Annotated in this window: 19 protein-coding genes; 12 read left to right on the forward strand and 7 right to left on the reverse strand. The window is 54.7% G+C overall.

Annotated features, from left to right (window positions below; all coding sequences use genetic code 11):
• The first annotated feature begins 3 nt into the window (after positions 1 to 3).
• Positions 4 to 882, forward strand: a complete 879-nt coding sequence (gene hslO, locus ACLJPE_RS15425) for an Hsp33 family molecular chaperone HslO (protein ID WP_001135571.1) — start codon at positions 4 to 6, stop codon at positions 880 to 882.
• A gap of 110 nt (positions 883 to 992) precedes the next feature.
• Here the strand turns inward: hslO and ACLJPE_RS15430 are convergent, their stop codons facing one another.
• Positions 993 to 2,702 carry a DUF4153 domain-containing protein gene (locus ACLJPE_RS15430; protein ID WP_031602073.1) on the reverse strand — a complete coding sequence of 570 codons (1,710 nt, stop codon included), beginning with the start codon at positions 2,700 to 2,702 and terminating at the stop codon, positions 993 to 995.
• Between the two features lie 379 nt (positions 2,703 to 3,081).
• Here ACLJPE_RS15430 and pckA point away from each other — a divergent pair, with 379 nt between their 5' ends.
• A complete protein-coding gene (pckA, locus tag ACLJPE_RS15435) occupies positions 3,082 to 4,701 on the forward strand; it encodes a phosphoenolpyruvate carboxykinase (ATP) (protein ID WP_001265685.1) in 1,620 nt (539 codons plus the stop codon).
• 74 nt (positions 4,702 to 4,775) lie between these two features.
• On the opposite strand, the gene envZ is transcribed toward pckA, so the two are convergent.
• Entirely contained in the window at positions 4,776 to 6,128 is a 1,353-nt protein-coding gene (gene envZ / locus ACLJPE_RS15440) for a two-component system sensor histidine kinase EnvZ (RefSeq protein WP_001253818.1), read from the reverse strand.
• A complete protein-coding gene (gene ompR / locus ACLJPE_RS15445) occupies positions 6,125 to 6,844 on the reverse strand; it encodes a two-component system response regulator OmpR (protein ID WP_001157751.1) in 720 nt (239 codons plus the stop codon). The genes envZ and ompR overlap by 4 nt, the downstream gene beginning before the upstream one ends.
• A 225-nt stretch (positions 6,845 to 7,069) precedes the next feature.
• Here ompR and greB point away from each other — a divergent pair, with 225 nt between their 5' ends.
• The 6 genes from greB to ACLJPE_RS15475 all read left to right on the forward strand — a co-directional run bounded on the left by greB (position 7,070) and on the right by ACLJPE_RS15475 (position 14,383).
• Positions 7,070 to 7,543 (forward strand): transcription elongation factor GreB, encoded by a 474-nt coding sequence (gene greB, locus ACLJPE_RS15450; RefSeq protein ID WP_000856695.1) that lies wholly within the window; start codon positions 7,070 to 7,072, stop codon positions 7,541 to 7,543.
• A gap of 98 nt (positions 7,544 to 7,641) precedes the next feature.
• Positions 7,642 to 9,972 carry a Tex family protein gene (locus ACLJPE_RS15455; RefSeq protein WP_000980654.1) on the forward strand — a complete coding sequence of 777 codons (2,331 nt, stop codon included), beginning with the start codon at positions 7,642 to 7,644 and terminating at the stop codon, positions 9,970 to 9,972.
• 436 nt (positions 9,973 to 10,408) lie between these two features.
• Positions 10,409 to 10,636, forward strand: coding sequence for a ferrous iron transporter A (gene feoA / locus ACLJPE_RS15460; RefSeq protein ID WP_001160955.1), 228 nt, complete (start codon positions 10,409 to 10,411; stop codon positions 10,634 to 10,636).
• A gap of 18 nt (positions 10,637 to 10,654) precedes the next feature.
• Entirely contained in the window at positions 10,655 to 12,973 is a 2,319-nt protein-coding gene (feoB, locus tag ACLJPE_RS15465; protein ID WP_052893982.1) for a Fe(2+) transporter permease subunit FeoB, read from the forward strand.
• Positions 12,974 to 12,985: 12 nt separating this feature from the next.
• On the forward strand, positions 12,986 to 13,222 hold the full coding sequence (feoC, locus tag ACLJPE_RS15470; protein WP_000157589.1) for a [Fe-S]-dependent transcriptional repressor FeoC: 237 nt from the start codon (positions 12,986 to 12,988) through the stop codon (positions 13,220 to 13,222).
• A 234-nt stretch (positions 13,223 to 13,456) separates the two neighbouring features.
• A complete protein-coding gene (locus ACLJPE_RS15475; protein WP_023212575.1) occupies positions 13,457 to 14,383 on the forward strand; it encodes an Rpn family recombination-promoting nuclease/putative transposase in 927 nt (308 codons plus the stop codon).
• Positions 14,384 to 14,418: 35 nt separating this feature from the next.
• Here ACLJPE_RS15475 and bioH read toward each other — a convergent pair whose 3' ends face one another.
• Positions 14,419 to 15,189, reverse strand: coding sequence for a pimeloyl-ACP methyl ester esterase BioH (gene bioH / locus ACLJPE_RS15480; RefSeq protein WP_000998138.1), 771 nt, complete (start codon positions 15,187 to 15,189; stop codon positions 14,419 to 14,421).
• Between the two features lie 37 nt (positions 15,190 to 15,226).
• Here bioH and gntX point away from each other — a divergent pair, with 37 nt between their 5' ends.
• The 3 genes from gntX (at position 15,227) to gntT (ending at position 18,237) form a co-directional block, all read left to right on the forward strand.
• Positions 15,227 to 15,910: a DNA utilization protein GntX gene (gene gntX, locus ACLJPE_RS15485; protein WP_000958733.1), complete on the forward strand. Its 684-nt coding sequence runs from the start codon at positions 15,227 to 15,229 to the stop codon at positions 15,908 to 15,910.
• Positions 15,911 to 15,968: 58 nt separating this feature from the next.
• Positions 15,969 to 16,544 carry a Fe-S biogenesis protein NfuA gene (nfuA, locus tag ACLJPE_RS15490; protein WP_000619387.1) on the forward strand — a complete coding sequence of 192 codons (576 nt, stop codon included), beginning with the start codon at positions 15,969 to 15,971 and terminating at the stop codon, positions 16,542 to 16,544.
• 376 nt (positions 16,545 to 16,920) lie between these two features.
• The gene (gene gntT, locus ACLJPE_RS15495) at positions 16,921 to 18,237 is read left to right on the forward strand and encodes a gluconate transporter (protein ID WP_001131741.1); all 1,317 of its coding nucleotides are present in this window, start codon (positions 16,921 to 16,923) and stop codon (positions 18,235 to 18,237) included.
• A 118-nt stretch (positions 18,238 to 18,355) separates the two neighbouring features.
• Here gntT and malQ read toward each other — a convergent pair whose 3' ends face one another.
• Positions 18,356 to 20,434, reverse strand: a complete 2,079-nt coding sequence (gene malQ / locus ACLJPE_RS15500; RefSeq protein ID WP_000428707.1) for a 4-alpha-glucanotransferase — start codon at positions 20,432 to 20,434, stop codon at positions 18,356 to 18,358.
• Between the two features lie 9 nt (positions 20,435 to 20,443).
• A complete protein-coding gene (malP, locus tag ACLJPE_RS15505) occupies positions 20,444 to 22,837 on the reverse strand; it encodes a maltodextrin phosphorylase (protein ID WP_039513564.1) in 2,394 nt (797 codons plus the stop codon).
• Positions 22,838 to 23,430: 593 nt separating this feature from the next.
• On the opposite strand from malP, the gene malT reads away from it, so the two are divergent.
• Positions 23,431 to 26,136 carry an HTH-type transcriptional regulator MalT gene (gene malT / locus ACLJPE_RS15510; RefSeq protein ID WP_000907030.1) on the forward strand — a complete coding sequence of 902 codons (2,706 nt, stop codon included), beginning with the start codon at positions 23,431 to 23,433 and terminating at the stop codon, positions 26,134 to 26,136.
• 66 nt (positions 26,137 to 26,202) lie between these two features.
• Here the strand turns inward: malT and ACLJPE_RS15515 are convergent, their stop codons facing one another.
• Positions 26,203 to 26,961, reverse strand: a complete 759-nt coding sequence (locus ACLJPE_RS15515; RefSeq protein WP_000815084.1) for a DeoR/GlpR family transcriptional regulator — start codon at positions 26,959 to 26,961, stop codon at positions 26,203 to 26,205.
• Positions 26,962 to 26,995: the final 34 nt, after the last annotated feature.

The following is a 26,995-nucleotide window of genomic DNA, read 5'->3' on the forward strand; positions in this document are numbered from 1 at the left end:
ATTATGCCGCAACATGACCAATTACATCGTTATCTGTTTGAAAACTTTGCCGTTCGCGGCGAGCTGGTGACCGTTTCGGAAACCTTGCAACAGATCCTCGACAATCATACCTACCCGCAGCCGGTGAAAACCGTACTGGCCGAACTGCTGGTCGCCACTAGCCTGCTGACCGCAACGCTGAAGTTTGCCGGTGACATTACGGTACAGCTCCAGGGCGACGGGCCGTTAAGCCTGGCGGTGATCAATGGCAATAATCAGCAGCAGATGCGCGGCGTGGCTCGCGTTCAGGGCGACATCCCTGACAATGCGGATCTCAAAACGCTGGTTGGCAACGGCTATCTGGTGATCACCATTACGCCGGAAGAGGGTGAACGCTATCAGGGCGTGGTGGGTCTGGAAGGCGATACTCTGGCGGCGTGCCTGGAAGATTACTTCCTGCGCTCCGAGCAGTTGCCGACGCGCCTGTTTATCCGTACCGGCGATGTCGACGGTAAACCGGCGGCAGGTGGAATGTTGCTCCAGGTGATGCCAGCACAGAACGCGCAGGCGGAGGATTTCGACCATCTGGCTATGTTGACGGAAACCATTAAAAGCGAAGAGCTGCTGACGTTACCGGCAAATGACGTGCTGTGGCGTTTGTATCACGAAGAAGAAGTCACGCTCTACGATCCGCAAGATGTTGAATTCAAATGCACCTGTTCACGCGAACGTTGCGCGGGCGCGCTGAAAACATTGCCGGATGAAGAAGTGGACAGCATTCTGGCGGAAGAAGGCGAAATCGATATGCACTGCGATTACTGCGGCAATCATTATCTGTTCAATGCGATGGATATCGCGGAGATCCGTAACAACGCCTCTCCTGCCGATCCACAGGTTCACTAATCGCCTCGTAGTCAGCAACGTCATTGCCTGATGGCGCTGCGCTTATCTGGCCTACAGCATCCCGCTCCGTAGGCCGGATAAGGCATTTATACCGCCATCCGGCAAAAAGCTTACTCGTTGTAGTAATCCACATCCAACCGCTTACCATCAATAATGATATCGCGCCAGGCTTTGGGGGCTGAGTCTAACCGATGCCCGGCAATCGCGTGCAACAGTTGCGTCTTAGAAAACCCGTCCGGCAATCGGGCGAACGCTTTCTGCGTCCATTTCCCCTCTTTTAAGCCGTAGACCTGGCTCTCGGCAACAATAAAGTTATACAGCACCTGCTCAGGCTGACCGTCGCCGTTAAGATCCTGACTCACCAGCACGCAGGCATCCGGTTCAAGGCAGGAATCGTCCGAATAACTCTGCTCTTTGACAAACGCCCAAAATGCGGCATCCGGCTTCTGGCTACCGGGCGCAATCATCACCACCCGCGCTAAATCGTCCGCCGTCGGAGAGACCTTATTTCTCTGCAAAAACGTCATCAGTTCACGATTGCGCTTTCTGTTCTGCGTAAACGCCTCGTCATCCCGCAACGATTTCAGCGCTTCCTGGCCAGGTTTGCCGCTGTGATCCAGCATATACAGGCTGATCTGATCCGCAGTAATTTTACCGCTATGGTAACGCGCCATATGGCTGTTGACGCTAATACGCCAGACATCAAGTACAGGCGAGGCCAGCAACAGCAATATCACCAGTGTCAACAAAGAGACGCTCAGTATCACCTTGCCTTGCCACTCACCAGGGTCGCGTCCGCGGCGTAACAGACCGATCAGATAACCGAAGGACCATACCAGCAAGACAGACGCCGTCAGCGCGCCATACAGACGATCCGGCGTCCAGCCGTATTGCTGAATGCGTACCCATAACGCCCAGCCCGCCAGCAGCATATATATCGGGGCAACGCACAGCGAGGCGCTAATCATGCCGCGTAGTACGCGCGGATAGGGTAATACGCGCTTTTGCGGTTCGTTGACAATCGCCACGAGGAGCAGCAGCATCAGCGTCAGCGTGGATAGCAGCCCCGCAGCGGAAACACGCGCAGAAATCGCTTCCAGTCCGGTAAAGGGTAACGTCACAATAAACAGCAATGCCAGCAGCGACACCACCGGCAGTAAACCTGTCGCGATCAGCGTCAGCAGCTTTTGCACCGCCGCCACAAGGCGCGACTGCGTGCGGGCGAGAATGACCGCCAGCGCCGTAATCAGGCCGATGGTCACATAAATAAAGGCTTCAGTTTCAAAGAAGAGGGTGCTGAAAAAGCGGATGCCCACCAGCCTGAATAGCGCGCTCCAGAGCAGAAGCACCAGCCAGAACAGTCCGTTGGCGACCAGGACGATAAACAATGTCAGTACGTTATGCCATAACCGCAGATAAAACTGGGGATAACGCGCCGAACCGGTTTGCGAATGTAGCTGATATTGCATCCAGGGCAATACCAGCATCGCCATCAACACAAGCCGGAGACCATACAGCCAGAGGAGCTCAGCCAGGCGCCATTTCTCCACCGCCTCAACCTGCCATTTCAGCCAGCCGCTCATTGCCAGCACGACCACAAAGATCAGCCCCAGCCAGCCCCACAGCGCGCGCTGTTTAAAAGAGACCACGGTAAGCAATAGCATTGACGACAACGCTATCGTCGCAGGCATACCATAGAACAGCCAGTCGCTATTTTGTGGTACCAGCCAGGCCATCAGCAGGTAGCACAAGACGCCCTGCAGCAAACCGGTGAGCAACATACCCCAGCGAGTAGTACGTGAAAGCGCTACACTTTCCATGTCGTTATCCAGAATGATGAGAAAGTCGCATTATTGCATCATCTGTTCACCGCCAGGCGTCGTCATGCATAATTCAGAAAAAAACGCAGAGAGGTGAATCGATATTGTTAATGTTGGTGTTACGTAACTTTCTTACATGAATGCGATTACAGTCACATTATGTCGGTCAAAAACACTTCCTTTTAACGTTTTCAGAACATTTTCCACAACAAAAGTAGGTTTCCTGCCATAATAACCGCCGCTGCGTGACAGGAGTCACAGTGTTTTTCGTCAATCGTGATTTTGTCCAGATACGTAAATCTATGAGCCTTGTCGCGGTTAACCAACCTCAAAAAACCTTACTATTTTCGGTAATATATATTGGCTAAGGAGCAGTGATATGCGCGTTAACAATTTAACCCCGCAAGATCTCAAGGCTTATGGTATCAACGACGTCCAGGATATCGTTTACAATCCCAGCTACGACACCCTTTATCAGGAAGAACTTAATCCTGGTCTGGAAGGCTATGAGCGTGGCGTGTTAACTAACCTGGGCGCTGTTGCCGTTGATACCGGTATTTTTACCGGTCGTTCGCCTAAGGATAAGTATATTGTTCGCGACGACACCACGCGTGATACGCTGTGGTGGTCCGATAAGGGTAAAGGTAAAAACGATAATAAGCCGCTTTCCCAAGAAACCTGGCAACACCTGAAAGATCTGGTGACGCATCAGCTTTCCGGTAAACGCTTATTCATTGTTGATGCATTCTGCGGCGCAAATGCCGATACGCGCCTTTCCGTGCGCTTTATTACGGAAGTCGCCTGGCAGGCCCACTTCGTTAAAAATATGTTCATTCGCCCAACGGACGAAGAGCTGGTAGGCTTCAAACCTGACTTTATTGTCATGAACGGCGCGAAGTGCACCAACCCGCAGTGGAAAGAGCAAGGGCTGAACTCGGAAAACTTCGTGGCGTTCAACCTGACTGAGCGTATTCAGCTTATTGGCGGCACCTGGTACGGCGGCGAAATGAAAAAAGGGATGTTCTCGGTAATGAACTACCTGCTGCCGCTCAAAGGTATCGCCTCAATGCACTGTTCCGCCAACGTGGGTGAAAAAGGCGATGTCGCGGTCTTCTTCGGCCTTTCCGGTACCGGAAAAACCACTCTGTCCACCGACCCGAAACGTCGTCTGATTGGCGATGATGAGCACGGTTGGGATGACGACGGCGTGTTCAACTTTGAAGGCGGCTGCTACGCCAAAACCATCAAACTGTCGAAAGAAGCGGAGCCAGAAATTTATCATGCGATTCGCCGTGATGCGCTGCTGGAAAACGTCACCGTGCGCGAAGACGGCACCGTTGATTTCGACGATGGTTCCAAAACCGAAAACACCCGTGTCTCTTACCCGATCTATCATATCGATAACATCGTTAAGCCTGTGTCCAAAGCAGGTCACGCCACGAAGGTTATCTTCCTGACGGCGGATGCTTTCGGCGTGTTGCCGCCGGTTTCCCGTTTAACCGCTAACCAGACGCAGTACCACTTCCTGTCGGGTTTCACCGCTAAACTGGCCGGCACCGAACGCGGCGTCACCGAACCGACCCCCACCTTCTCCGCCTGCTTCGGCGCCGCGTTCCTGACGCTGCACCCGACGCAGTATGCTGAGGTGCTGGTGAAACGTATGCAGGCAGCAGGCGCGCAGGCTTATCTGGTTAACACCGGCTGGAATGGCACCGGCAAACGTATCTCCATCAAAGATACGCGCGCGATTATCGACGCCATTCTGAACGGTTCTCTTGATAACGCGGAAACCTTCCGTCTGCCGCTGTTCGATCTGGCGATCCCGACTGAACTGCCAGGCGTGGATACCCACATTCTCGACCCGCGTAACACCTACGCGTCGCCGGAACAATGGCAGGAAAAAGCCACCGCGCTGGCGAAACTGTTCATTGAGAACTTCGAGAAGTATACGGATACCCCGGCAGGCGAAGCGCTGGTTAGCGCCGGACCGAAGCTGTAAGGAACAGGCCGGATGGCGGCTTTGAACTGCGTCATCCAGCGTTAAGAAGAAAGGGAGGGTAATACCTCCCTTTCTTATGCCTCTTTTGTCGTCCCCTGGACGCGAGCCACAGGAACCGGTAGCCAGGCGCGAATCGACAATCCGCCACGCTCGCTGGTGCCAATCTCCAGCATCCCGTTATGGTTATCGATAATGCGCTGCACAATCGCCAGCCCCAGCCCTGTGCCGCTGGTGCTACGGGCGCTGTCGCCACGCACAAAAGGCTGGAACAGATGTTTACGCTGCTCCGGCTTAATGCCCGGCCCGTCATCTTCTACCTGGAACCAGGCGCGATGCGACTCAGTGCCGCTGCTGACCTTAATCCAACCGTTGCCATAACGGGCAGCATTGACCACCATATTCGCCACCGCGCGCTTAATCGAGAGCGGGTGCATTTTCACCTGGATACTGCCTGCCTGAAGCGCAGTGTTAATCTCACGCTCATAGCCGCTTTCCGCCGCAATCACCTCGCCCAGTACGGAATTGAGATCCGCCATCTCCATTGGCATTTCCTGACCGGTACGCAGATAGTCAATAAACTGTTCGATAATGGCGTTACACTCTTCGATGTCTTTATTGATCGACTCCGCGAGATAACCGTCTTCCTCGCCCATCATCTCCGTCGCCAGACGAATACGAGTCAGCGGCGTGCGCAAGTCGTGGCTGACGCCCGCCATCAATAGCGTACGGTCATCAGCCAATTGTTTCACGCCGGCTGCCATATGGTTAAACGCCCGAGTCACAGAGCGCACCTCAGAGGCGCCATATTCACGCAGCGGCGGCGGAATAATTCCCTTCCCTACCTGCAGGGCGGCATGTTCAAGATCCACTAACGGTCGGTTCTGTATACGAATAAATAGCCACGCGCCGCCTATCGCCAGGAGCATGATCGCCAGCGTGTAACGGAAAAGCGGAGAAAAATCGCCCTGATGAATTTCAGTCAGCGGCACGCGCACCCAGATATTGGGCGACAGCCAGGTTTTGAGCCACACGACAGGCGAGCTTTTGTTGACCTCAACGCGCACTTCCGTCGGGCCGCCTAATTGCTGCGCCATCTGGTGGCTTAAGAATTCGTAGTGTTGCGCCCAACGCAGCCCGGCCTCTTCAGCGGCTTCGTTGGTGTAGAGAGAGATCCCCAGCTCGCGATAGATTTCCCGACGAAACGCAGGCGGCACGACTAACTGCGTGCCGTCCTCCAGTTGCAGCTTATCGGTCATCAGCATACGGACTTCGTAAGCCAGAACCTTATTAAACTGCTGGAGGCTCGGCAAAATCGCGAAGTTCAGCACCACCAGGTAGGTCGTCACCAGGCTGACGAACAGCAAGGTGACGATGAGCAACAGCGTGCGGGCAAATGAACTTCGCGGCGAGAAGCGCATTCGCCTCATGCTTTAGAACCGTCCGGTACAAAGACGTAGCCCAGGCCCCATACGGTTTGAATATAACGCGGATGCGCCGGATCTTCTTCCACCATACGGCGCAGGCGGGAGATCTGGACGTCGATGGAGCGTTCCATCGCGGAATACTCGCGGCCACGGGCCAGATTCATCAGCTTATCGCGAGAGAGCGGCTCGCGCGGGTGGCTTACCAGCGCTTTCAGTACCGCAAACTCCCCGCTGGTCAGCGGCATCGGTTCATCTTCACGGAACATCTCGCGCGTACCGAGGTTCAGTTTAAACTTACCGAACGCGATAACGGCCTCTTCCTGCGACGGCGCGCCGGGCAGTTCGTTTGCCTGACGACGTAGCACGGCGCGGATACGCGCCAACAGCTCGCGCGGGTTAAACGGTTTAGGAATGTAGTCATCGGCGCCGATTTCCAGCCCGACGATACGGTCAACCTCTTCACCCTTCGCCGTGACCATAATGATCGGCATTGGATTACTTTGACTACGCAGGCGACGACAAATCGACAGACCATCTTCACCTGGCAGCATTAAATCCAGTACCATGAGATGGAAAGATTCACGGGTCAGCAGACGATCCATCTGCTCGGCGTTAGCGACGCTTCGAACCTGGAAGCCCTGCTCGGTCAGATAACGTTCCAGTAGCGCCCGCAGACGCATATCGTCATCAACCACCAGAATCTTATAATTCTCTTGCATTGTCTGTACTCCCAAAGGTTCGCAACAAATGTAAGTGTGTATTCTTAAAAAAGCTCACGTGAGTCACCAGCAAATTCTGGTATGAATTTCAGGCTAAATTGTTACAAAGCATATTTAACAGCAGCTTAAATATACAATTAATCGGCAACCCCATTATTTATTCTGTCGGGACGATCACGTTATACCCCGTGTGCGCAATATCGACAGCAAAGGTAAATCAACGAGATGAAAACGCCCCTGATCACCCGCGAAGGGTACGAAACACTCAAACAAGAGCTCAATTATCTCTGGCGTGAAGAGCGCCCGGAGGTCACCAAAAAAGTGACCTGGGCTGCGAGTCTGGGCGACCGCAGCGAGAATGCCGACTATCAGTATAATAAAAAGCGCCTGCGTGAGATCGACAGACGCGTCAGATATCTGACCAAATGCATGGAAAATCTCAAAATCGTGGATTATTCCCCGCAGCAGGAGGGCAAAGTCTTCTTCGGCGCCTGGGTGGAAATTGAAAATGATGACGGCGATACGCTGAAGTTCCGCATTGTCGGCTACGATGAAATTTTCGGACGTAAGGATTACATCTCTATCGACTCGCCGATGGCGCGGGCGCTACTGAAAAAAGAAGTGGGCGATCTGGCGGTGGTCAACACCCCTGTCGGCGAAGCAAACTGGTACGTCAATGCGATCGAATACGTCAAATAAGACAAGAAGAATCCTAAGCCCCCGCTGATGGCTGGCATTTTTGCCAGCCAATCCGTATAACTATCCCCTGATTTTTATCCTGAAGACGAAGCTAACCCATGATGAATGATTCTTTCTGCCGCATTATTGCGGGTGAAATCCAGGCAAATGCCGGGCAGGTTGAAGCTGCCGTTCGCCTGCTTGACGAAGGGAACACCGTGCCGTTTATCGCACGTTATCGTAAAGAAATCACCGGCGGTCTGGATGACACGCAGTTGCGTAACCTGGAAACGCGTCTGGGCTATCTGCGTGAGCTGGAAGACAGGCGTCAGGCCATCCTCAAGTCCATTTCCGAACAAGGCAAACTGACCGATGAGCTGGCTGGCGCCATCAACGCTACGTTAAGTAAGACCGAGCTCGAAGACCTCTACCTGCCCTATAAACCTAAACGCCGCACCCGTGGACAAATCGCCATTGAAGCCGGCCTTGAGCCGCTGGCCGATCTGCTCTGGAACGAACCGTCCCACGATCCTGACGTGGAAGCGGCAAAGTACATTGATGGCGACAAAGGCGTGGCGGACACGAAAGCCGCGCTCGACGGCGCACGCTACATTCTGATGGAGCGCTTTGCCGAAGACGCCGCATTGCTGGCGAAAGTGCGTGATTACCTGTGGAAGAACGCCCATCTGGTCGCCACGGTCGTGAGCGACAAAGAGGAAGAAGGGGCAAAATTCCGCGACTATTTCGACCATCATGAGCCCATTGCTAACGTCCCGTCTCACCGTGCGCTGGCCATGTTCCGTGGTCGTAACGAAGGCATTCTGCAACTTTCGCTCAATGCCGACCCACAGTTTGATGAGCCGCCGAAAGAAAGCTACTGCGAGCAAATCATCATGGACCATCTCGGCCTGCGGCTAAATAACGCCCCGGCGGATAGCTGGCGCAAAGGCGTAGTGAGCTGGACGTGGCGTATCAAAGTCTTAATGCACCTCGAAACCGAACTGATGGGCACCGTGCGCGAACGTGCGGAAGATGAAGCGATTAACGTGTTTGCCCGTAACCTGCACGACCTGCTGATGGCAGCCCCCGCAGGCCTGCGCGCCACGATGGGCCTTGATCCTGGCCTGCGTACCGGCGTAAAAGTCGCTGTCGTTGACGGCACCGGCAAGCTGGTGGCGACGGATACCATTTATCCGCATACCGGTCAGGCGGCCAAAGCGGCTACCGTGATCGCCGCGCTGTGCGAAAAATACCACGTCGAACTGGTCGCGATTGGCAACGGTACGGCCTCGCGTGAAACCGAACGCTTCTATCTCGACGTACAGAAACAGTTCCCGAACGTGACGGCGCAGAAAGTGATCGTCAGCGAAGCGGGGGCGTCCGTGTATTCCGCTTCTGAGCTGGCGGCGCAGGAGTTTCCGGATCTCGACGTCTCCCTGCGCGGCGCGGTCTCTATCGCGCGTCGCCTGCAGGATCCGCTGGCGGAACTGGTGAAAATCGATCCGAAATCGATCGGCGTCGGCCAATATCAACACGATGTCAGCCAGACGCAGCTGGCGCGTAAGCTGGATGCGGTGGTCGAAGACTGCGTAAACGCCGTCGGCGTCGATTTGAATACCGCCTCCGTACCGCTGCTGACCCGCGTCGCGGGCTTAACGCGCATGATGGCGCAAAACATCGTCGCCTGGCGCGATGAGAACGGTCAGTTTCAGAACCGCCAGCAACTGTTGAAGGTGAGCCGTCTGGGGCCGAAAGCGTTTGAGCAGTGCGCGGGCTTCCTGCGTATTAACCACGGCGATAACCCGCTGGATGCCTCCACCGTCCACCCGGAAGCCTATCCGGTTGTCGAACGCATTCTGGCGGCGACGCAGCAAGCGCTAAAAGATCTGATGGGCAACAGCAACGAATTGCGTCACCTCAAGGCCGCTGATTTTACCGACGATAAATTCGGCGTGCCGACCGTGAGCGATATCATCAAAGAGCTGGAAAAACCGGGCCGCGACCCGCGTCCTGAATTTAAAACCGCGCAATTCGCCGATGGCGTCGAAACCATGAACGACCTGCTGCCGGGGATGATTCTGGAAGGGGCGGTCACTAACGTCACTAACTTCGGCGCGTTTGTCGATATCGGCGTTCATCAGGATGGCCTGGTGCATATCTCCTCGCTCTCGAATAAGTTCGTTGAAGATCCGCACACCGTGGTGAAAGCGGGCGACATCGTGAAGGTGAAAGTGCTGGAAGTGGATCTGCAACGTAAGCGTATTGCGCTGACGATGCGTCTGGACGAACAGCCCGGCGAAACCGCCGCTCGCCGCGGCGGCGGCGCCGATCGCGCTCAGGGCAACCGCCCGGCATCTAAAGCGGCGAAACCGCGCGGTCGTGACGCCCAGCCAGCTGGTAACAGCGCCATGATGGACGCGCTGGCAGCCGCAATGGGAAAAAAACGCTAATCGGGTAATACGCAGGCTGGGTTACTTCTTATCCGGCCTGCGATTTTGCAATACGTCCAACCCTTTCTTTTTTAATTAACAATTAAATCTTACCCATTAGAACCTGTTAATTAATTTTCTTCTGCTATCCGCACTATTAATTATCACTTTATTAACAGATGAAACCTTAATTAAACATTAAAAACGGTGAATATTTGCACATTAGGGGTATTTGCAAAAAGACAAATAAATGTTGAGCCATATCAACATCGGCGCAAATTATCGCTTATTTGTACATTCCGTCACATTTTAATCGTTGAAGATAGAAACCATTCTCATTATCATTGTGTTGTTGATTATTTACTCTTTCCTTCGTTGGCTAAACATCGGGTCTCCTGCCGCCCCCCTGAGCGCCGCATGAGGTATACATCCAGTTAGTAAGAAACAAGTAGGTCGTATGCAATTCACTCCTGACACTGCGTGGAAAATCACCGGCTTTGCGCGTGAAATCAGCCCGGCGTATCGTCAAAAACTGCTTTCGCTCGGCATGTTGCCCGGCTCTTCATTTAATGTCGTCCGCGTCGCGCCCTTAGGCGATCCGATCCATATCGAAACACGACGCGTGAGTCTGGTTTTGCGTAAAAAGGATTTGGCGTTAATAGAAGTGGAAGCGGTTTCCTGTTAATACAGTGAGTCTATAAAAATGAAAAAATTAACCATTGGTTTAATTGGTAATCCTAATTCCGGCAAGACCACCTTATTTAACCAACTCACCGGCGCGCGTCAGCGCGTGGGGAACTGGGCGGGCGTCACCGTCGAGCGTAAAGAGGGCCAGTTCGCGACAACTGACCACCAGGTCACGCTGGTAGATTTACCCGGCACCTATTCTCTGACGACCATCTCGTCACAAACCTCTCTCGACGAACAGATCGCCTGCCACTACATCCTGAGCGGCGACGCCGATCTGTTGATAAACGTTGTAGACGCCTCCAATCTGGAGCGCAACCTCTATTTGACGCTGCAGCTGCTGGAGCTGGGTATCCCCTGTATTGTCGCGCTCAATATGCTGGATATCGCTGAAAAACAGCAGGTTCGTATTGATGTCGACGCTCTGTCCACGCGTCTGGGTTGTCCTGTCGTACCGCTGGTATCGACTCGCGGTCGCGGTATCGAGGCGCTGAAACTGGCCATTGACCGTCACAACGCTAACGACAACGTCGAACTGGTGCATTATGCCCAGCCGCTGCTGCGCGAAGCGGATTTCCTGGCCGACGCGATGGCCCAGGAGATGCCTTTACAACAGCGCCGCTGGCTGGGTCTGCAAATGCTGGAGGGCGATATCTACAGCCGGGCTTACGCAGGCGAGGCGGCGCAAAACCTGGACACCTCCCTGGCCCGTCTGAAGGACGAAATGGACGACCCGGCGCTGCATATCGCCGACGCCCGTTATCAGTGTATCGCCGCTATTTGCGACGTGGTCAGCAATACCCTGACAGCCGAACCCAGCCGCTTCACCAGGGCGGTCGATAAAATTATCCTGAACCGCTTCCTCGGCTTACCGATTTTTTTGTTCGTGATGTACCTGATGTTCCTGCTCGCCATTAACATCGGCGGCGCGTTGCAACCCCTGTTTGATGCCGGTTCCGTCGCCATCTTTATTCATGGCATTCAATGGATTGGCTACACGCTGCACTTCCCGGATTGGTTAACCATCTTCCTGGCGCAAGGTCTTGGCGGCGGGATCAATACCGTCCTGCCGCTGGTGCCGCAAATCGGGATGATGTACCTGTTCCTCTCCTTCCTTGAAGACTCCGGTTATATGGCGCGCGCGGCCTTCGTCATGGATCGCCTGATGCAGGCGCTGGGACTACCGGGTAAATCCTTCGTGCCGCTGATTGTCGGCTTCGGCTGTAACGTACCTTCCGTGATGGGTGCCCGCACGCTTGACGCTCCGCGCGAACGCCTGATGACCATCATGATGGCGCCGTTTATGTCCTGTGGCGCGCGCCTGGCGATTTTCGCCGTCTTTGCCGCCGCCTTCTTCGGGCAAAACGGCGCGCTGGCGGTCTTCTCGCTATACGTGCTGGGTATTGTCATGGCGGTATTAACCGGCCTGATTCTGAAGCATACCATTATGCGCGGCGAAGCCTCTCCGTTTGTGATGGAGCTGCCGGTTTACCACGTCCCGCATATCAAGAGCCTGATCATCCAGACCTGGCAACGCCTGAAAGGTTTTGTACTACGCGCCGGTAAAGTCATTATCATCGTGAGTATTTTCCTGAGCGCGTTTAACAGTTTCTCGCTGAGCGGCAAAATCGTCGATAACATTAATGACTCCGCCCTCGCCTCCGTAAGCCGCATCATCACGCCAGTCTTTAAACCGATCGGCGTCCATGAGGATAACTGGCAAGCGACCGTGGGTCTGTTTACGGGCGCCATGGCGAAAGAGGTTGTCGTCGGTACGCTGAACACGCTCTACACCGCCGAAAATATTCAGGACGAAGCGTTTAATCCTGCCGACTTCCACCTCGGCGATGAACTGCTGGGCGCGGTTGACGATACCTGGCAAAGCCTGAAAGACACCTTTAGCCTGAGCGTACTGGCTAACCCGATCGAAGCGAGTAAAGGTGACGGCGAAATGGCGACCGGCGCGATGGGCGTGATGGATCAAAAATTCGGCAGCGCCGCAGCGGCGTACAGTTACCTGATTTTCGTCCTGCTTTACGTACCGTGTATCTCGGTAATGGGCGCTATCGCCCGCGAGTCCAGCCGCGGCTGGATGGGCTTCTCCATCCTGTGGGGGCTGAATATCGCCTATTCGCTCGCCACGCTGTTCTACCAGGTTACCAGCTTCAGTCAACACCCGACATACAGCCTGATCTGTATTCTGGCAGTGATCGTCTTTAACGTTGTGGTGTTAAGCCTGTTGCGCCGCGCCCGCAGCCGTGTAGACATTGAACTGCTGGCAACCCGCAAAAACGTCAGTTCCTGTTGTTCGGGCACTGCGGGCAATTGTCACTAAGGGATGTAAAAAATGGCTTCATTGATACAGGTTCGCGATCTACTGGCGCTACGGGGGCGTATGGAGGCAACGCAAATCAGCCATACGCTGCACGCTCCGCAGCCCATGATCGACGCCATGCTGAATCAACTGGAGATCATGGGTAAAGCGGTACGTATCCCGGAAGAACCGGACGGCTGCCTTTCAGGCAGCTGTAAAAGTTGTCCGGAAGGTAAAGCCTGCCTGCGCGAATGGTGGGCCTTGCGTTAGCCTTCGCCGGGTAGCGACGTAACGCGTCTTATCCGGCCTTTATCCCGCGTTATGTTGCCCGGTACGCGTCACGCTGCCGGGCAATTTTGCGTCATGCCTTCCACAAAGATGAAAGCGTTACCGCCGTGCGCATTTATCTCCCCATGCGTCTCGCAAGCGCACTAATCCTCTACTGCAATCAGCCCGGTCTGCGCGTAGTGTCACGCCATTGTACTTCACCGATGACGGATCGATATGGCGACCTCAACAACATCCACGCCGCATGATGCGGTATTCAAACAGTTTTTATGCCACCCCGATACTGCACGGGATTTTTTGGAAATTCATCTCCCGTCGACATTACGTCAAATCTGTAATCTGAATACGTTACGGCTGGAGTCCGGTAGCTTTATTGAAGAGGATTTACGCCCCCATTATTCCGATATTCTTTGGTCGCTGGAAACAAGTGAAGGTGAAGGTTACATTTACGTGGTTATTGAACATCAGAGTACGCCGGACGCGCATATGGCATTTCGGCTGATGCGTTACGCGATGGCTGCAATGCAACGGCACCTGGAGGCCGGGCATAAGACGTTGCCGTTAGTGGTGCCAATGCTGTTTTACCACGGAAACCGAAGCCCGTATCCGTTCTCATTATGCTGGCTGGATGAATTTGCCGACCCGGTGATGGCGCGTAAGCTATACGCCACCGCCTTTCCTCTGGTCGATATTACGGTCGTGCCGGACGACGAGATTATGCGGCACCGACGGGTCGCGCTGCTGGAACTCATACAAAAACACATCCGCCAGCGTGATCTAATGGGGCTTGTCGAACAGCTGGTCGCCCTGCTGGTTAAGGGATACGCTAATGACACCCAGCTTCAAAGTTTGTTTAATTACATGATGCACACTGGCGACGCCGCGCGCTTCAATACGTTTATCCGCCAGGTGGCTATGCGTATCCCACAGCATAAGGAGAAGATCATGACTATCGCAGAAAGATTACGTCAGGAAGGGCATCGTAACGGGTTACAGAAAGGGCTACAGCAAGGCAAACAGGAAGGCCAACGGCTCGCCGCATTGCGCATTGCCCGCTCCATGCTAAACGATGGTTTCGATCGCGATACCGTGCTTAGGGTTACCGGGCTGGCGCCTGCCGATCTGGCATCTGAAAACCATTAATCTGGCAGAATGGTCCGGGCCCGGCAACGCCCTGGTTACAGCGATGATTTTAGCGTCATCAGCGCCTGACAAAACGCCGCCGGATGCGAGATAAACGGCGCATGGGCCGCCTTCGCCATTATCTGTGATGTACTGTGCGGCCATAACGTATCGAGCAAAGGCACAATTTTACGCGGCACCAGACCGTCCAGATAACCATACAAACGCAAAAACGGCATGTTCACATTTTTAAGCGCTTCTCGTAGATCGACCGTTTTTAAGATTTCCAGTCCGCCATTGAGCACGTCTACATCCGGCATAGGCTGCGCCAGCACCACGCTTTTTAAGGTGCGGGCATCCTGACGCGCCGTCTCCGTCCCTAACGTTTGCAGCGCCAGAAAACGCTCCACCGTGCGCTGAAAATCGTCGCTAAGCTGCTGCTGGAATCCACCGAGGATTTCCGGTTTTATTCCCGGCCACCCCTCACGCGCACTAAAGCATGGCGAAGAGGCGACTGTCACCAGCGCCTGAACGCGTTCAGGGTGTGTGAGCGCCATCTGACTCGCCACCAGGCCACCCAGGCTCCAGCCAAGCCAGATAGCCTGGTCCGGCGCGTTCTTCGCTACCTGCGCCGTCATCTCTTCAAACGTCATAGCGCCAAACCCCGAACTACGGCCATAGCCCGGCAAATCGACCAGATGCAGCGTAAAATGCGAGCCGAGTTCCTCGCGAATGCAATGCCATACCTCCGCGTTCAATCCCCATCCGTGCAGCAGCACAAGATGACAATTTCCCTCGCCGTAGGTCTGCCACCAGATGTCATTCATCAGTTACTGTTCTCTTTTGTCTAACAAGGATGCACCTATGCTAACAGTACCGGGATTATGCTGGCTATGCCGAATGCCGCTGGCGTTAAGCCACTGGGGGATTTGTTCCGTATGCGCGCGCGCCGTTCGTCAGCGCGTCAGCCTGTGTCCGCAATGCGGATTACCTGCCGCGCATCCTTCGCTCCCCTGCGGTCGCTGCCTGCAAAAACCACCGCCCTGGCAGCGTCTGGTGAGCGTCAGTGACTATACGCCGCCCTTGAGTTTACTGGTGCATCAGCTTAAATTTACCCGCCGCAGCGAAATTGCCGCCGCTCTGGCGCGTCTACTGTTGCAGGAAGTCCTCATGGCGCGCCGCAGCACTGGCTTGCAGCTTCCCGACAGAATCGTCAGCGTTCCGCTCTGGTCGCGCCGACACTGGCGGCGGGGATTTAACCAAAGCGATCTGTTATGTCAACCGTTAGCGCGCTGGCTTGGCTGCGCGTGGGACAGCCAAACCATCACGCGGGTACGGGCGACCGCAACACAACATCATCTCAGCGCCAGGTTACGTAAGCGCAATTTGAAAAACGCGTTTCGCCTTGAATTGCCGGTACAGGGTCTCCATATGGTTATTGTGGATGATGTCGTCACTACCGGAAGTACCGTCGCGGAAATCGCGCAACTGCTTTTGCGCAACGGCGCAGCGACTGTCCAGGTATGGTGCCTGTGTCGAACCTTGTAGAGCCTCGATGATGGGCGTATTATAACCAACTAAAATAGTCAACTATTAGGCCATTACTATGATCCGTATTTCCGATGCTGCACAAGCGCACTTTGCCAAACTGCTGGCAAATCAGGAAGAAGGGACGCAAATCCGCGTATTTGTCATTAATCCCGGCACTCCTAACGCAGAGTGCGGTGTTTCTTATTGTCCGCCCGACGCCGTAGAAGCCACCGATACTGCACTGAAATTTGACCTGTTGACCGCTTATGTCGACGAGCTGAGCGCGCCCTATCTGGAAGACGCGGAAATTGATTTCGTGACCGACCAGCTAGGTTCTCAACTTACATTGAAAGCGCCAAACGCGAAGATGCGCAAAGTGGCCGATGACGCGCCGCTGATGGAGCGCGTGGAATATGCTCTGCAATCGCAGATTAACCCGCAGTTGGCGGGCCACGGCGGTCGCGTCTCGCTGATGGAAATTACCGATGAAGGCTATGCAATTCTGCAGTTTGGCGGCGGTTGTAACGGTTGCTCGATGGTTGACGTCACGCTGAAAGAAGGGATCGAGAAACAGTTGCTGAATGAATTCCCGGAACTGAAAGGGGTTCGCGATCTGACCGAACACCAGCGCGGCGAGCACTCATACTACTAAGATTTTCCCCGCATCCATGCCCGATGGCGCTTGCGCCTGTCGGGCCTTGTCTGCCCCACCGTAGGCCGAATAAGGCGTCTACGGTGCCATCCTGTGCCATCAGCCACATCTCAGAGCAATGGTCCTTCTTCTTTCGCCGATAACATGACCTGTGTCTCATAATTTAAATTTTGCCTGCCAGGGTCATTTTCAACACCCATATGTTACCCGTATCATTCTTATGGGCACCTAACATCCATATAACATCTGACTACGCTCATTCGTTTCAACGGTAATCAGTATTGGTGCTATTGCGACTCTGTTCCCGTCGGGAACAACAGGAATTTGTCGTCGAAACAATGACGTTACCCATAACAAAGTAAAGGCCAGGTAAATCATGCCATTAGTCATCGTTGCTATCGGTGTTATCTTGTTACTTCTTCTGATGATCCGCTTCAAAATGAACGGATTTATCGCCCTTGTCCTGGTAGCGCTCGCTGTCGGGTTGATGCAGGGAATGCCGCTGGATAAAGTCATCGGCTCCATCAAAGCCGGTGTCGGCGGTACGCTTGGCAGTCTGGCCCTGATTATGGGGTTCGGCGCCATGCTGGGCAAAATGCTTGCCGACTGCGGCGGCGCTCAACGTATCGCCACTACCCTGATCGCGAAATTTGGTAAAAAGCATATTCAGTGGGCCGTAGTGTTAACCGGCTTTACCGTCGGCTTCGCTCTGTTCTATGAAGTGGGCTTCGTTCTGATGCTGCCGCTGGTATTCACCATTGCCGCAGCGGCGAATATCCCGTTACTGTACGTCGGCGTGCCGATGGCCGCGGCGCTCTCCGTCACACACGGCTTCCTGCCGCCGCACCCGGGTCCAACCGCAATCGCCACGATTTTCCATGCCGATATGGGTAAGACGCTGCTGTTTGGTACGATTCTGGCGATCCCGACCGTGATCCTTGCCGGCCCGGTTTACGCCCGTTTTCTGAAAGGCATCGATAAGCCGATCCCGGAAGGCCTGTACAGCGCGAAAACTTTTACGGAAGAAGAGATGCCGGGCTTTGGCGTCAGCGTCTGGACGTCGCTGGTTCCGGTGATTCTGATGGCGATGCGTGCGGTTGCCGAGATGATTCTGCCAAAAGGCCACGCTTTCCTGCCCGTTGCCGAGTTCCTGGGCGACCCGGTAATGGCTACGTTAATTGCCGTACTGATTGCGATGTTCACCTTTGGCCTGAACCGCGGACGTTCCATGGATCAGATTAACGATACGCTGGTCTCTTCCATCAAAATTATCGCCATGATGCTGCTGATCATCGGCGGCGGCGGCGCGTTCAAGCAGGTGCTGGTCGATAGCGGCGTGGATAAATACATCGCTTCAATGATGCATGAAACCAATGTCTCTCCGCTGTTGATGGCGTGGTCTATCGCGGCGGTGCTGCGTATCGCGCTGGGCTCCGCGACTGTCGCGGCGATTACCGCAGGCGGCATTGCGGCGCCGCTGATCGCCACTACCGGCGTTAGCCCTGAACTGATGGTTATCGCGGTCGGTTCCGGGAGCGTGATTTTCTCTCACGTTAACGATCCAGGCTTCTGGCTGTTCAAAGAGTATTTCAATTTGACTATCGGCGAGACCATTAAATCCTGGTCGATGCTGGAAACGATCATCTCCGTCTGCGGCCTGATCGGCTGTCTGCTACTGGGTATGGTGGTTTAAGCGAGGCGGCTTGTAGGCCGGATAAGGCAGCAATGTGCGCCAGGATTGCCTGATGGCGCTGCGCTTATCAGGCCTAAGTGCTCTCACCATCATAAAGCCGGGGAAATCCCCGGCTTTATTACTTCTTCTTCGCGGCCGCTTTTCGGCGTTTATCCAAATCCTTAATCAGCTTGTTTACGCCCTCATCGGCAAACATCTGCTCCAGCGTGGCGGTGAGCTTCCGCCGCCAGTTTTTATACTGATCGCTGGTGCCCGGTACGTTAACCGGATCGGCCATATCCAGCCAGTCCTCCGGCTGAAGCCCCAACAGACCGCTGTTACTGTCGGCGATATAGCGCTGAAGTCCACGATTTAGCGTTGGCGTCATCGACATTAACGATGCCTTATGCCCGGCGCGTTTTGGCAGACAGCCATATTTATGTAGCGCGTCCAATAGCCCCTGTTTCGCCCGCTCGCGATCCTCATACAGCCCGCGCAGAATCACTTCATCCGGATAAAGCCCCAGAGCTTTGCCCAACGTCAGGTCACCGCATTCCCAATAGCCGCGCAGCGTGGGGAGATCGTGCGTCGAGGCGACAGCCATCGATTGTTGCGGATATGCGCCTGGCGCGCGGAAGTTTTTCTCAAGGTCATTTTCAAACCACAGCACTTTATAAGAATAGACCCCGCTATCGCGCAGCTTGCCGACAATCTCAACTGGCACAGTCCCCAGATCTTCGCCTATCACCATACAGCGGTGACGTTGGCTCTCCAGCGCCAGAATAGCCAACAGATCGTCAACCGGATACTGAACATATGCCCCGCGATCCGCGGTTTCGCCATACGGTATCCACCACAGACGCAGCAACGACATGACATGGTCAATGCGCAACGCGCCGCAGTTTTGCATATTGGCGCGCAGCAGGTCGATAAAGGGCTCATACGCCCGGGCGACAATGATATGCGGGTCCATCGGCGGCAGCCCCCAGTTCTGACCGAGCGGGCCGAGGATATCCGGCGGCGCGCCGACAGATGCTTTCAGGCAGTACAGCTCCCGGTCGCACCAGGTTTCCGCGCCGCCTTCCGCTACGCCAACCGCCAGATCGCGGTACAGACCAATCGGTAGTTTAAAACTCTGGCAGGTATCCCAGCAGGCGGCGAATTGGCGCCAGGCCAGCCACTGAAGCCAGAGGTAAAACTCCACCTCTTCGCGGTGCGCTTCACAGAATTGTTTTACAGCGGGAGACTCTACCGACTGGTACGCCTCCGGCCAGGCTGGCCAGCCCCAGCGCTGCTCATCCTCTTTCACCTGATACGCATGCAGCGCGTCGAATGCCGCCTGCCAGTAAAGGCTCTCGCCTTCACGGGCGATAAAGTGACGAAACTCCGCCATTTGCGCATCGTCGCGAGCGGCAAAGCGCGTCCACGCCATCCGCAGCGCCGTGATTTTCAGCGCGGTAACGGTAGCGTAATCCACCCATTGCGCATCGCGCGCCTGTCGCAGCTTTTGCTGTGTGGCGGGCATTTGCCACCATGCCTGCGCCTCTTCGCTCAGGCGGAAATCTTCGACGGCATTGACGTCGATATATATCACGTTCAGCCAGCGACGAGACGAGGGGCTGTAGGGACTGGCGCTCTCCGGATTCGCCGGATAAAGCGCGTGGATCGGGTTCAGGCCGATAAACGCGCCGCCGCGTGTCGCCACATCGACCAGCATCGACTTTAAATCGCCGAAATCGCCAATACCCCAGTTTTTTTCTGAACGCAGAGTATAAAGCTGGACGCAGGCCCCCCACAGTTTTTTCCCTTCCAGTAGCGCCTGCGGCTCATAGCATCGCGGCGGGGCGACGATAATACGGCAGTGCGTACGCTGTTCATCCTGGGTCAACGTCAGGGTGTGGTAGCCCTCCGGCAATGTAGCCGGAAGGTTAAGTTTTTTACCGCCCGTCACGCGCCCTTTGTAATGCACGCCCTCTTCCGTAGTCAGCAGCCAGGCAAACTCACCGTGCCCCTCTACCGGCAACGCCATTTTTTTACCCGCGGTATAAACCTTCACATTCGGCACGACCGCCTGTGGTCCTGTTGTCGTGCCGTGCATCGCCGCCAGCAAACGTCTCTTGGTTTCAGCGCCAATAGACTGCGGTTTGCCATGAGCATTGATGTAACTGGGGCTGATCCCCGCCGCCAGCGCGGCACTATCGAGACGTTTATTTTCCATCGCGCTCCCTTAGCGTTTTGCCTGCCAGATACGGGCCTGATAATCGCGAATAGAGCGATCGGAACTGAACATACCGCAGCGCGCGGTATTGAGGATCGCGGCGCGCGTCCACGCTTCCTGGTCGCGATACAGTGCATCCACCTGCTTTTGCGCCTCGACATAAGCGGCGAAGTCCGCCATGACCAGGTACGGATCGCCCCCCTGTTTGCCGAGGCTATGCAGCATCTGGTCAAAGGCATGTTTATCGCCATCGCTGTATTGACCGCTTTCCAGCTCTTTTAGCACCGCATCCAGCACTTTGTCTTTTTTACGCCATTTCACCGGATCGTAGCCTTTGGCTTTGAGCGCCTTGACCTCTTCCACAGTATGGCCAAAGATAAAGATATTCTCTTCACCCACCTTCTCAGCGATTTCAACGTTAGCGCCGTCCAGCGTTCCCACTGTCAACGCCCCGTTCAGCGCCAGTTTCATGTTGCCGGTGCCGGACGCCTCTTTCCCGGCAGTGGAAATTTGCTCGGAAATATCCGCCGCCGGAATGAGCATTTCCGCCGCCGAGACGCAGTAATCCGGCAGGAAAACCACCTTCAGCTTATCACCCACCGCCGGGTCGTTATTAATGGCTTCCGCAACCTTATTGATAGCAAAAATGATGTTCTTCGCCAGGTAATAGCCCGGCGCCGCCTTCGCGCCAAACAGGAATACGCGCGGTACGCGGTCGGCCTGCGGGTTTTCGCGGATCTCTTTGTACAGCGCCAGAATATGCAACAGATTCAGATGCTGACGCTTGTACTCATGCAGGCGTTTGATCTGAATATCAAAAATCGCATGGCTCGAAATCTCAATCCCGGTACGGGCCTGGATAAATTTCACCAGCCGTTCTTTGTTCGCCCGTTTGATGTCGCGATACTGCTGACGGAACTTCGCATCGTCAGCGTATTTTTCGAGGTTGCTCAACTGGTCGAGATCGTTAGCCCACTCTTTTTTCAGCGTTTTATCCAGCAACGCTGCAAGCTGCGGATTGCACTGTTTGATCCAGCGACGCGGCGTAATGCCGTTGGTGACATTGTGGAATTTGTTCGGCCAAAGCTGGTGATATTCAGGGAACAGATCTTTCACCACCAGATCGGAGTGCAGCGCCGCCACACCGTTGACCGCAAAGCCGCTGACCACGCACATATTGGCCATGCGCACCTGACGGTCATGCACCACCGCCAGTTTTGCCCATACCTGCTTATCGCCAGGCCAGGTGTTATCGACCAGCGTCTTAAAGCGGTCGTTAATCTGCTTGATAATCTGCATATGACGCGGCAGCAGCGCTTTGATTAACCTCTCGTCCCAGCACTCCAGCGCTTCCGGCATCAGGGTATGGTTGGTGTAGGCGAAGGTTTTGCTGGTGATAGCCCAGGCGTCATCCCAGCTCAGCTGGTGCTCGTCAATCAGCACGCGCAGCAGTTCAGGGATGGCAATAGTCGGGTGGGTATCATTTAGCTGAATGACCTCATAATCCGCCAGCTCATGCAGTTTGCGTCCGGCCAGATGATGGCGACGCAGAATATCCGCTACCGAGCAGGCGCACTGGAAGTATTGCTGCATCAGGCGCAGTTTTTTGCCCGCCGTGTGGTTATCGTTGGGATAAAGCACCTTCGTCAGTTTTTCCGCATCGATACCCTGCTGTTCCGCCCGCAGGAAAGCGCCGTCGTTGAATTTGGTCAGATCAAACGGATGCGCGTGGGTCGCCTGCCACAAACGCAGCGGTTGCGCGACACCGTTACGATAGCCTAACACCGGCAGATCCCAGGCCTGGCCTGTAATCACAAAGCTTGGCTCCCAGCGCCCTTCTTTGGTGACTTTACCGCCGATCCCAACCTGGACGTCCAGCGCCTCGTTGTGGCGGAACCACGGATAGCTGCCGCGATGCCAGTCATCCGGCGCTTCCATCTGCTTGCCTTCAACAAATGACTGACGGAACAGCCCATACTGGTAGTTCAGACCATAGCCCGTAGCGGACTGCCCGACGGTGGCCATCGAATCGAGGAAGCAGGCGGCCAGACGTCCCAAACCACCGTTGCCGAGCGCCGGATCGACTTCCTCTTCCAGCAGATCGGTCAGATTAATATCGTGCGCTTTCAGTACATCGCTAACGTCCTGGTACCATCCCAGATTTAACAGGTTATTTCCCGTCAGGCGACCAATCAAAAATTCCATCGAAATGTAGTTCACATGACGCTGGCCTTTTGTCGGCTGCGCTACCGGTTGCGCGCTCAGTAATTCCGCCAGCGCGCCGCTAACGGCCTGCCACCACTGACGAGGCGTCATGTCGGACGCCGACAGTAAACCGAAACGCTGCCACTGACGCGTCAGGGCGGCCTGGAATTGATCTTTATTGAAGGTTGGCTGTGACATAGGAAATCCGTCCTCGGGTAATAAAACAACGTTATCGCTAGTTTGCCAGGCTCGATGTTGACCTTCCTCCTCCCGGCAATGATTAGGGAGGGAGGAGGAGCGGGGATGAGCATAAAAGTGTGATCGCCGCCACTTACCCCTGTATAAACGCGCCGATTCCTGTCAACGACACTCAGTGTTACGCATAATCAAATGAATAAACAGAAATAACAGTAAATCGCGAAGGGGTATTTTCGAAGATTATATGAACGCCGAAATAGTTTCTTATCTGAAATATTCAGCGGCGGGAGATTCACTAACTAAACATAATTAATTAAACGCCTGGTATCGTCATTGTGTTAAATCCGCATCATGTCCAGGACATTATTTACAATAACGAAAATATGACCTCAGCCCAGCTCTGACGCTCGTTTCAACCGCGCTGAATACTTTTTTAATACCGTTATTTAGAATTGTGACAGAGTGCAAATTCAGACACATAAAAAGTCTGCTTAGCTTGCATTAAAATGCTTTCTGGCCGACCTTATATCTATTAATTACGAAGCGCAAAAAAAATCGCAGTTCCCCCCATTTCCCACAGTGAAGTGATTGCTATGTTGATTCCGTCTAAATTAAGTCGTCCGGTTCGTCTCGACCATACCGTGGTTCGTGAGCGGCTGTTGGCTAAACTTTCCGGCGCGAACAATTTCAGGCTCGCCCTGGTAACCAGTCCTGCTGGCTATGGGAAAACCACGCTTGTCTCACAGTGGGCGGCGGGCAAAAATGAATTAGGCTGGTACTCTCTCGACGAAGGCGATAACCAGCAAGAGCGGTTCGCCAGTTACTTAATTGCCGCAATCCAACAGGCCACCGGCGGACACTGCTCTACCAGCGAAGCGATGGCGCAAAAACGTCAGTACGCCAGCCTGACGTCCCTCTTCGCACAGCTCTTTATTGAACTGGCGCAGTGGCATCGCCCGCTTTATCTGGTGATTGACGACTACCATTTGATTACCAATCCGGTGATTCACGACGCGATGCGCTTTTTCTTACGTCATCAGCCGGAAAATTTCACCCTGGTGGTGTTATCGCGTAATTTACCGCAACTGGGCATCGCTAACCTGCGCGTGCGCGATCAGCTGTTGGAAATCGGTAGCCAGCAGTTGGCTTTTAACCATCAGGAAGCAAAGCAATTTTTTGACCGTCGTCTTTCGTCGCCCATTGAAGCCGCTGAGAGCAGCCGCATGTGCGATGATGTGGCCGGTTGGGCCACTGCGCTACAGTTGATCGCCCTCTCCGCGCGCCAGAACCATACCTCTGCGCATCACTCCGCCCGCCGTCTTGCCGGGATTAATGCCAGCCACCTTTCTGATTATCTGGTGGACGAAGTACTGGATAACGTGGATGTCAGCACCCGACATTTTTTACTTAAAAGCGCGATCTTACGCTCAATGAATGACGCGTTGATCGTGCGCGTGACCGGCGAAGAAAACGGCCAGATGCGGCTGGAGGAGATTGAGCGCCAGGGGTTATTCCTGCAACGCATGGACGACACGGGCGAGTGGTTTAGCTATCACCCGTTGTTTGGTAGCTTTCTGCGCCAGCGTTGCCAGTGGGAACTGGCGGCGGAACTACCGGAGATCCACCGTGCGGCCGCGGAAAGCTGGATGGAACAAGGTTTTCCCAGCGAAGCTATACATCATGCGCTGGCGGCGGGTGACGCGCAAATGCTGCGCGATATCCTGCTTAACCATGCGTGGGGGCTGTTTAATCACAGTGAACTGGCGCTGCTGGAAGAGTCATTAAAAGCGCTGCCGTGGGAAAGCCTGCTGGAAAATCCGCGGCTGGTGTTGTTACAGGCCTGGCTGATGCAAAGCCAACACCGCTACAGCGAAGTGAATACGTTGCTGGCGCGCGCCGAGCAAGAGATCAAAGGGGTTATGGACGGCACGCTGCATGCTGAATTTAACGCGCTGCGCGCCCAGGTCGCCATCAACGACGGCAATCCGGAAGAGGCAGAGCGGCTGGCGAAACTGGCGCTGGATGAGCTTCCTCTCGCCTGGTTTTATAGCCGCATTGTCGCGACCTCCGTTCACGGCGAAGTGCTGCACTGTAAAGGCGATCTCAGCCAGTCTTTATCGCTGATGCAGCAAACCGAACAAATGGCGCGCCATCATGACGTCTGGCATTACGCGCTGTGGAGCTTAATTCAACAAAGCGAAATTCAGTTCGCCCAGGGATTCCTGCAGGCCGCATGGGAAACGCAGGAGAGAGCCTTCCAGTTGATCAAAGAGCAACATCTGGAACAACTGCCGATGCATGAGTTTCTGGTACGTATCCGCGCGCAATTGCTGTGGGCGTGGGCGCGCCTTGACGAAGCGGAGGCCTCGGCGCGCAGCGGTATCGCTGTGCTGTCCACCTTCCAGCCGCAACAACAGTTGCAGTGCCTGACGCTACTGGTGCAGTGCTCGCTGGCGCGCGGCGATCTGGATAATGCCCGTAGTCAGCTTAACCGACTGGAAAATTTATTAGGCAATGGTCGTTATCACTGCGACTGGATCTCTAACGCCGATAAGGTGCGTGTCATTTACTGGCAGTTAACCGGCGACAAAAAATCCGCCGCCAACTGGTTACGTCATACGCCCAAACCGGCGTTTGCCAATAACCATTTTCTGCAAGGGCAATGGCGGAATATCGCCCGCGCGCAGATCCTGCTGGGCGAATTCGAGCCTGCGGAAATCGTGCTGGAAGAGTTAAATGAGAATGCCCGTAGCCTGCGCTTAATGAGCGATTTAAACCGCAATCTGCTGTTACTCAATCAGCTTTACTGGCAATCCGGGCGGAAAAACGACGCCCAGCGCGTATTGCTTGATGCCTTACAGCTCGCCAACCGCACCGGATTTATCAGCCATTTTGTGATTGAAGGCGAAGCCATGGCGCAGCAATTGCGTCAGCTTATCCAGCTAAATACGCTGCCGGAGATGGAGCAGCATCGCGCGCAGCGCATCCTGCGAGAGATTAACCAACATCACCGGCATAAATTCGCCCATTTTGACGAGGGCTTCGTCGAGCGCCTGCTTAACCATCCGGATGTCCCGGAGCTTATTCGCACCAGCCCGCTCACCCAGCGTGAATGGCAGGTGTTAGGGCTTATCTATTCCGGTTACAGCAACGAACAGATTGCCGGAGAACTGGCGGTGGCCGCGACCACCATTAAGACGCATATCCGCAACCTCTACCAGAAACTCGGCGTCGCGCACCGTCAGGACGCGGTACAGCACGCGCAGCAGTTGCTGAAGATGATGGGGTACGGGGTTTGACGTGTGCCTGATGAGCTTATCAGGCCTACGATCACGCGCAGAGTTAGGCCTGATAAGACAGTCTCTTTAGCACAGCTCTAATTGAATATGGTGGTCGGCAATCACCTGCATCACGCCCGGCGGCGGCAGGGTATCGGTGTAGACCGCATCGACCATACTAATGCTGCCCATGTTTACCATCGCGTTACGGCCAAATTTAGAGTGATCCACCACCAGCATCACATGGCGCGAATTTTCGATAATCGCGCGCTTGGTGCGTACCTCATGATAGTCAAATTCCAGCAACGAGCCGTCGCTATCAATACCGCTAATACCGAGAATGCCGAAATCGAGACGGAACTGGGCGATAAAGTCCTGCGTCGCTTCGCCAATAATGCCGCCGTCGCGGCTGCGGAGTTCGCCGCCGGCGAGGATAATACGAAAATCCTCTTTCGCCATTAGCGTGTTCGCTACGTTCAAATTGTTGGTCACGATCCGCAAATTACTGTGCCCTAACAGGGCGTGCGCTACGGCTTCCGGCGTCGTGCCGATATCAATAAACAGCGTTGAACCATTGGGGATCTGGGCCGCGACTTTGCGAGCGATGCGCTCTTTTTCTTCCGTTTGCGTCGCCTTACGATCGTGCCACGGCGTGTTCACCGAGCTGGAGGGCAACGCCGCGCCGCCGTGGTGGCGCAAAATCATATTCTGTTCCGCCAGATCGTTAAGATCCCGACGAATGGTTTGCGGGCTGACAGAAAAATGCTCCACCAGCTCTTCCGTACTGACGTACCCCTGTTTTTTCACCAGTTCAATGATCGCGTCATGCCGTTGTGTTTGTTTCATGAATAATCTCTGAAAGTAACCAACCTTGCGCCGG

Origin of the sequence: Salmonella sp. SAL04196 (assembly GCF_046550835.1) — a bacterium.
GTDB classification, from domain to species: Bacteria; Pseudomonadota; Gammaproteobacteria; order Enterobacterales; family Enterobacteriaceae; genus Salmonella; species Salmonella enterica.

Coding starts and splice junctions, on each gene's coding strand:
- gntT (WP_001131741.1), top strand. CDS start 16,921: ATGCCATTAGTCATCGTTGCTATCGGTGTTATCTTGTTACTTCTTCTG.
- greB (WP_000856695.1), top strand. CDS start 7,070: ATGAAAACGCCCCTGATCACCCGCGAAGGGTACGAAACACTCAAACAA.
- envZ (WP_001253818.1), bottom strand. CDS start 6,128: ATGAGGCGAATGCGCTTCTCGCCGCGAAGTTCATTTGCCCGCACGCTG.
- ACLJPE_RS15475 (WP_023212575.1), top strand. CDS start 13,457: ATGGCGACCTCAACAACATCCACGCCGCATGATGCGGTATTCAAACAG.
- nfuA (WP_000619387.1), top strand. CDS start 15,969: ATGATCCGTATTTCCGATGCTGCACAAGCGCACTTTGCCAAACTGCTG.
- bioH (WP_000998138.1), bottom strand. CDS start 15,189: ATGAATGACATCTGGTGGCAGACCTACGGCGAGGGAAATTGTCATCTT.
- hslO (WP_001135571.1), top strand. CDS start 4: ATGCCGCAACATGACCAATTACATCGTTATCTGTTTGAAAACTTTGCC.
- ACLJPE_RS15455 (WP_000980654.1), top strand. CDS start 7,642: ATGATGAATGATTCTTTCTGCCGCATTATTGCGGGTGAAATCCAGGCA.
- feoB (WP_052893982.1), top strand. CDS start 10,655: ATGAAAAAATTAACCATTGGTTTAATTGGTAATCCTAATTCCGGCAAG.
- ompR (WP_001157751.1), bottom strand. CDS start 6,844: ATGCAAGAGAATTATAAGATTCTGGTGGTTGATGACGATATGCGTCTG.
- malQ (WP_000428707.1), bottom strand. CDS start 20,434: ATGGAAAATAAACGTCTCGATAGTGCCGCGCTGGCGGCGGGGATCAGC.
- ACLJPE_RS15430 (WP_031602073.1), bottom strand. CDS start 2,702: ATGGAAAGTGTAGCGCTTTCACGTACTACTCGCTGGGGTATGTTGCTC.
- pckA (WP_001265685.1), top strand. CDS start 3,082: ATGCGCGTTAACAATTTAACCCCGCAAGATCTCAAGGCTTATGGTATC.
- malT (WP_000907030.1), top strand. CDS start 23,431: ATGTTGATTCCGTCTAAATTAAGTCGTCCGGTTCGTCTCGACCATACC.
- feoA (WP_001160955.1), top strand. CDS start 10,409: ATGCAATTCACTCCTGACACTGCGTGGAAAATCACCGGCTTTGCGCGT.
- gntX (WP_000958733.1), top strand. CDS start 15,227: ATGCTAACAGTACCGGGATTATGCTGGCTATGCCGAATGCCGCTGGCG.
- ACLJPE_RS15515 (WP_000815084.1), bottom strand. CDS start 26,961: ATGAAACAAACACAACGGCATGACGCGATCATTGAACTGGTGAAAAAA.
- malP (WP_039513564.1), bottom strand. CDS start 22,837: ATGTCACAGCCAACCTTCAATAAAGATCAATTCCAGGCCGCCCTGACG.
- feoC (WP_000157589.1), top strand. CDS start 12,986: ATGGCTTCATTGATACAGGTTCGCGATCTACTGGCGCTACGGGGGCGT.